This window comes from Pseudoalteromonas sp. MER144-MNA-CIBAN-0113 (genome assembly GCF_040308965.1).
Lineage (GTDB): Bacteria > Pseudomonadota > Gammaproteobacteria > Enterobacterales > Alteromonadaceae > Pseudoalteromonas > Pseudoalteromonas tetraodonis.
In genome coordinates this window covers 1-4912 of record NZ_JBEOOG010000127.1, presented here as the reverse complement: position 1 = coordinate 4912, position 4912 = coordinate 1, and the positions used below count along the sequence as shown (strand labels likewise).

Annotated in this window: 6 protein-coding genes; 4 read left to right on the top strand and 2 right to left on the bottom strand. The window is 39.9% G+C overall.

What is annotated here, in order from left to right:
* Positions 1 to 164 precede the first annotated feature (164 nt).
* Positions 165 to 365 carry a helix-turn-helix domain-containing protein gene (locus tag AAEY57_RS18660; protein WP_350608513.1) on the bottom strand — a complete coding sequence of 67 codons (201 nt, stop codon included), beginning with the start codon at positions 363 to 365 and terminating at the stop codon, positions 165 to 167.
* A 154-nt stretch (positions 366 to 519) separates the two neighbouring features.
* Here AAEY57_RS18660 and AAEY57_RS18655 point away from each other — a divergent pair, with 154 nt between their 5' ends.
* The 4 genes from AAEY57_RS18655 to AAEY57_RS18640 are packed head-to-tail and all read left to right on the top strand — an operon-like array spanning position 520 to position 3392.
* Positions 520 to 759, top strand: coding sequence for a hypothetical protein (locus tag AAEY57_RS18655; RefSeq protein ID WP_119853811.1), 240 nt, complete (start codon positions 520 to 522; stop codon positions 757 to 759).
* The gene (locus tag AAEY57_RS18650; protein WP_350608512.1) at positions 752 to 1921 is read left to right on the top strand and encodes an Arm DNA-binding domain-containing protein; all 1170 of its coding nucleotides are present in this window, start codon (positions 752 to 754) and stop codon (positions 1919 to 1921) included. The genes AAEY57_RS18655 and AAEY57_RS18650 overlap by 8 nt, the downstream gene beginning before the upstream one ends.
* Before the next feature lie 33 nt (positions 1922 to 1954).
* The gene (locus AAEY57_RS18645) at positions 1955 to 2884 is read left to right on the top strand and encodes an HD domain-containing protein (RefSeq protein ID WP_350608511.1); all 930 of its coding nucleotides are present in this window, start codon (positions 1955 to 1957) and stop codon (positions 2882 to 2884) included.
* Between the two features lies 1 nt (position 2885).
* Complete coding sequence (locus AAEY57_RS18640) at positions 2886 to 3392, top strand: hypothetical protein (RefSeq protein WP_350608510.1); 507 nt, start codon at positions 2886 to 2888, stop codon at positions 3390 to 3392.
* 125 nt (positions 3393 to 3517) lie between these two features.
* Here the strand turns inward: AAEY57_RS18640 and AAEY57_RS18635 are convergent, their stop codons facing one another.
* Positions 3518 to 4723 (bottom strand): IS256 family transposase, encoded by a 1206-nt coding sequence (locus AAEY57_RS18635; RefSeq protein WP_350608509.1) that lies wholly within the window; start codon positions 4721 to 4723, stop codon positions 3518 to 3520.
* Positions 4724 to 4912 lie beyond the last annotated feature (189 nt).

The following is a 4912-nucleotide window of genomic DNA, read 5'->3' as shown; positions in this document are numbered from 1 at the left end:
CTGCAAACCGGGTTGCCAAATCGATGATTTACTGCCTTGGAATATCAAAAGCTAGGTGTGGATTGCCGGACGCTTACCTTCTTTGCTGCTAAGCCAAACACCTTTTTGAGAATTTAGCGCTATGTTACTTGAGAGATCCCCTTCAGCTTTTCGGTACTCAGGTATCAATCAATTTTCTCCAAAAGTTGGCCAACCTCACAATCGAAAAGATCACAGAGTTTATCAATAGCTTCTAAATCAATACGCTGTGCTGTTTCTTTATAAAGAAGGGTTATTGTATTTCTATGCAGCCCCGTTTCTCTGGCAACATCCATAACTTTCATTTTCCTTTCGCCCATTAGGCGAGCTAAGTTACATCTAATCACACCGTTTAACCTCTAAAGTAACTTTTTGTCACCTAAAATGACAAAAAGTCATTGACAAATGCATTTATGGTTGCATAATGTTATTCAGGATGACAAAAAGGTTTTTTGAATTAACCTTTGTCATTTATATTAGCATGACAATTAGGTGAATACTATGCAATCAACATCTACTTATTTAACTACATCAGAGTTATCAAAACTTATTAAATATGACTGTCGAACTATTCGAGAGCAATTGAAAGATTCGGTATTGCTGGAGGGGGTTCATTACATACGCCCATTTGGAGGGCGAAAGATCCTATACGACTGGGGGGCTATACAGCGTGATATGTGTAAATTTTCTTTACAAGCTATGGCAATTCCAATGTCAAATGGAGGTATTTGTCATGGGTAGTATTAATTCACGTGGCTCAGGAAAATTGTACCTCGATTTCAGGTATAGAAATCAAAGATGTCGAGAGCAAACTAAGTTAAAAGACACACCTGCGAATAGGAAAAAGCTACAAAAGTTACTCGATAAAATTGAGGCTGAGATTTTATTAGGGTGCTTTGATTACGCGAAAACGTTTCCTAATAGTCCTCGATTAAAAAAGATCAAATATGCAGAAGAGGTTTTAAAAAACTCTGATGCTAGCTTTCCAATATTTAAGGACTTTGCTGAACTTTGGTTTACTGAAATGCAAGTTCAATGGCGGAAAAGTTATATCGCAACTATTCGAAATATATTGTTTAACAGGTTGATACCGTTTTTTGGAGAGATGCCAATAAATGAAATATCAAAATCACAGTTACTCAATTTTAGAGTGCAGTTAACACAATTGAAAAAAAATGGCGGTGGTTTGTTCTCTCCAAACCATATAAATCGGCATATGAAAGTTATGAGGTCGATTTTGCAAGAAGCAGCGGATCGATATGATTTTATAACTCCTTACAAGGGTATAAAGCCATTGAAAGGGCCTAAGCATCATATAAAGCCTTTATCTACCAATGAAATTGCGTTGATCCTCGAGAATGTCCGTGAAGACTTTAAAGAGTATTTTACAGTTAGAATTTTTACGGGTATGCGTACTGCAGAAATTGATGGCCTTAAGTGGAAATTTGTTGATTTTGAGCAGCGCGTTATTTTAATTCGAGAAACATTAGTTTCTGGTCGTGAAGAGTATACGAAAAATGACTTTAGTCAGCGTGAAATTCAAATGAGTGATGTAGTGCTTCGAGCAATGATGAGTATGAAAAAACGAACAGGGCATCTTAAATATGTTTTTTGTGACAAGAGTGGAAAACCTCTCGATCATAATTGGGTAACAAAAAGTGTGTGGTACCCATTGCTTAGGCGGTTAGGAATTGAAAGAAGGGTTCCCTATCAAATGAGGCACACCGCAGCAACTTTGTGGTTAGCTTCAGGTGAGAGCCCTGAGTGGATAGCTAATCAAATGGGGCATGCAAATACTGAGATGCTATTCCGTACATATAGCAGGTATGTCCCAAATTTAACTAGAAAAGACGGTTCTGCAGCTGATGGTTTCTTCAGCAAAATTTTAAAGCCAAGCCGATAAAGCTACACTTTTTATTACTTCAGGAATTTGATTATGAAAACTTTTGAAATTGACTCTATACAGCCATTACTATCTGATGTTATTGAATTTAAAAGATTTATGGGGCGTTACTATTTAAGTAATATAACTATAAAGGAAGACTCCATTGGCCAAAAATGTTGGGTTCTGACTTTATCTGATGGCACCGGTGATTTTAATGTTTATTGTAACTCTCAAGAGTTGATGACTATTGAGCTTAAGGCCCATAGCATAGTGCATGTTGAAGCTGCTCTTTTACAGACTCATGGTAGTGCTTACTTTAAATGTAAGAATTTATTGGAATGTAACCATTCACATAAATTTGGAGAAGATCTGTCAAATCTTCCTAGATCGCAATGTCCTTTGCCAAAGTATTTTGACGCTCTCATCGTTCTCGTAAGCCGTGTACAAAACCCATTTCTAAGATCTTTTATTAGGTCTGTATTGTTACAAAAGTCAGTGGGAGTGAGGTATCTGCAGTGCCCTGCAAGTCTTAATTATCATCATAATTATCCTGGTGGATTATTGAGACATTCTGTTGAAATAGCATGGGATATTTTGGGAGTAGGTGACTTAAATTCGCATGAAAAAGATATCGCTGTTGTTGCCGCGTTATTACATGATATTGGTAAAACGCTTACTTTAACGTCATCAATGAGAAGAACAGAAATCGGTAAGTTAGTGGATCACAGTCAGTTAACTCTTGAAGTTTGCTCTAATGAACTTAAGAAGCTGGAAAGCTTGGCTCCAAATGTTGCGAACCATCTGAGGCATGCATGGACTTGTTATTCACCCAAAGCTAGATATGGCTTCAAACCTAAAACTCAGGTTGCAAAATATTTACAAAAAGTTGATAGAATGAATGCTGAAAATGACTATGGAGAGGGATTCATTCCACAATTTTCGAACGTCACTGAAGTGCTGCGTGAAACGGTTGGAGGTTAGAATGAACTTGATTAATTGTGATTTTCAAAAAGTGGCAGGTTCTAAGTTGTTAAAAGCATTAAAAAAGGAGCTTTATTTGAATGTAGGTGAGCCATTTACCCAGTTAATGGTAAGACCGCAAAAGACTTTTGAAGGCTATCAGTTAGATCCTGCTACTCATGCAAAGGCACAGGCTGTACTACAGTACTTTAGCTCTTTTGGTTGTCCTATCAGTATGTTGAGGCTGGGGCGCTCTCTATCTCCTATGAATAAATTTGCAGGGTCTATACTTTCTGATGAGTTTGCTCAAACATATTTAATTTATGGTTTTCGAGTTATGCATATGTTTAAAAGTGACTTTACTGTGAGAGATAAACTTGTTGCTTACATAGCAAGCGTAGAGTTTAGGCAATCGTCGGAGTTACTTCTTCATTATATTCAAGATAAAAAGTTAGATGTTGAGGCTGAAGTCATAGGGCTCGCGTTAACTGGTATGGCGAGAGATGGACCAAGTATATTAAAGTTTTGATATATAATAGTGGTTTTTTGTATCCGTCAGTCAGTGAGAGATTTACCGATGGATACATTATGTTTTAAAATCGGTTTGTTTATGTGAGACTGTAAAAGATTTTGTGTAAATGGCTGGTTTCACTGTTAAATCCGATCCTGATATATAATCTCGAACTGTGCCATCGCTGGCTTCCAGTTGCGTATGGGCATAGTCCACTTTTTTGAAGCCTGATGCAAGGCCAAGTACAGCACCTTCATGACGGCTTCGTCGTTAGGGAACGACCGGCGAGTTTTGGTGATTTTGCGCAGTGACGCATTCAGCGACTCAATGGCATTGGTGGTATAAATGGCCTTGCGTATCTCAACTGGGTAGTCGAAGAACACACTTAAGCGTTCCCAGTTTGCCCGCCATGAGCGGCTGATGGTGGGATGCTCAGAGTCCCATGTCGAGGCGAAATTTTCTAGTGCCTGCTCGGCTTCAGCGCGAGTAGCCGCGCCATAAATGAGTTTTAAATCAGCGGCAATAGTCTTGCGCTGTTTCCAGTTTACGTACCGCAGAGAGTGGCGAATTTGGTGCACAATGCACAGTTGCACTTGAGTCTTCGGGTAAACCGCCTCAATGGCTTCTGGGAAGCCTTTAAGGCCATCGCAGCAGGCAATGAAGATATCGTCTACACCACGGTTTTTCAGCTCGTTCATTACCGATAGCCAGAATTTAGCGCCTTCAGTTTGAGCCATCCACAGCCCGAGCAGCTCTTTTTCACCGTCAGTGTTGATGCCAAGCGCTAGGTACACTGACTTATTCTGTACAACACCAGAATCACGGCTGCGAACGACTAGACAATCAAGGTAAACAACTGGGTACAGCTTTGCCAACGGACGATGCTGCCAGGCCTTGACCTCGTCCATGACGGCGTTGGTCACCTGAGAAATGAACGTCGGCGAGACTTCAACACCATAGGCTTCTTCAAGGTATGCTTGAATGTCACGAGTAGTCATGCCACGCGCATACAATGCTATGATGCGCTCATCAAATCCATTCAGCTGGCGTTCGCCTTTGCGAACTAACTTGGGCTCAAAACTACCGTTACGGTCACGAGGAATATCTAGTTCGACATCGCCATTGATGCTACGAACAGTTTTCTTGGTTTTACCATTACGAGAGTTGCCGCTGTTGTTGCCGGCTGAGTCATTTGGTGCGTAGCCTAAATGAGCTTCCATTTCAGCCTCTAGCACCCGCTCTGCCACCTTCTTGGTAAGCTGTTTGAGTAGGCCGGCTTCGCCTAAGATGTCTTCTGGGGAATCACAGCCGTCAAGCAGCTGGTCGATGAGTTTGTCTGATATTGGCATTCTGATATCCTTCTTCGATATTGTTAAGAATGCCATTTACACAGATATTTTTACACTCTCGTTTATGTAAGTTATACATTTAAGTTATAGTAAGCCCAGTCAGTCTCAAATAATGGCTGTGATCCATTTCTGTGTTGATAGAATAAAATTTCAATATTAATCAACAATTAAAAGAATTCGTCAAAAACG

What these genes read in the sequence shown, in the direction of transcription:
- AAEY57_RS18655 (WP_119853811.1), top strand. Translation starts at nt 520, where the DNA reads ATGCAATCAACATCTACTTATTTAACTACATCAGAGTTATCAAAACTT.
- AAEY57_RS18650 (WP_350608512.1), top strand. Translation starts at nt 752, where the DNA reads ATGGGTAGTATTAATTCACGTGGCTCAGGAAAATTGTACCTCGATTTC.
- AAEY57_RS18645 (WP_350608511.1), top strand. Translation starts at nt 1,955, where the DNA reads ATGAAAACTTTTGAAATTGACTCTATACAGCCATTACTATCTGATGTT.
- AAEY57_RS18640 (WP_350608510.1), top strand. Translation starts at nt 2,886, where the DNA reads ATGAACTTGATTAATTGTGATTTTCAAAAAGTGGCAGGTTCTAAGTTG.
- AAEY57_RS18635 (WP_350608509.1), bottom strand. Translation starts at nt 4,723, where the DNA reads ATGCCAATATCAGACAAACTCATCGACCAGCTGCTTGACGGCTGTGAT.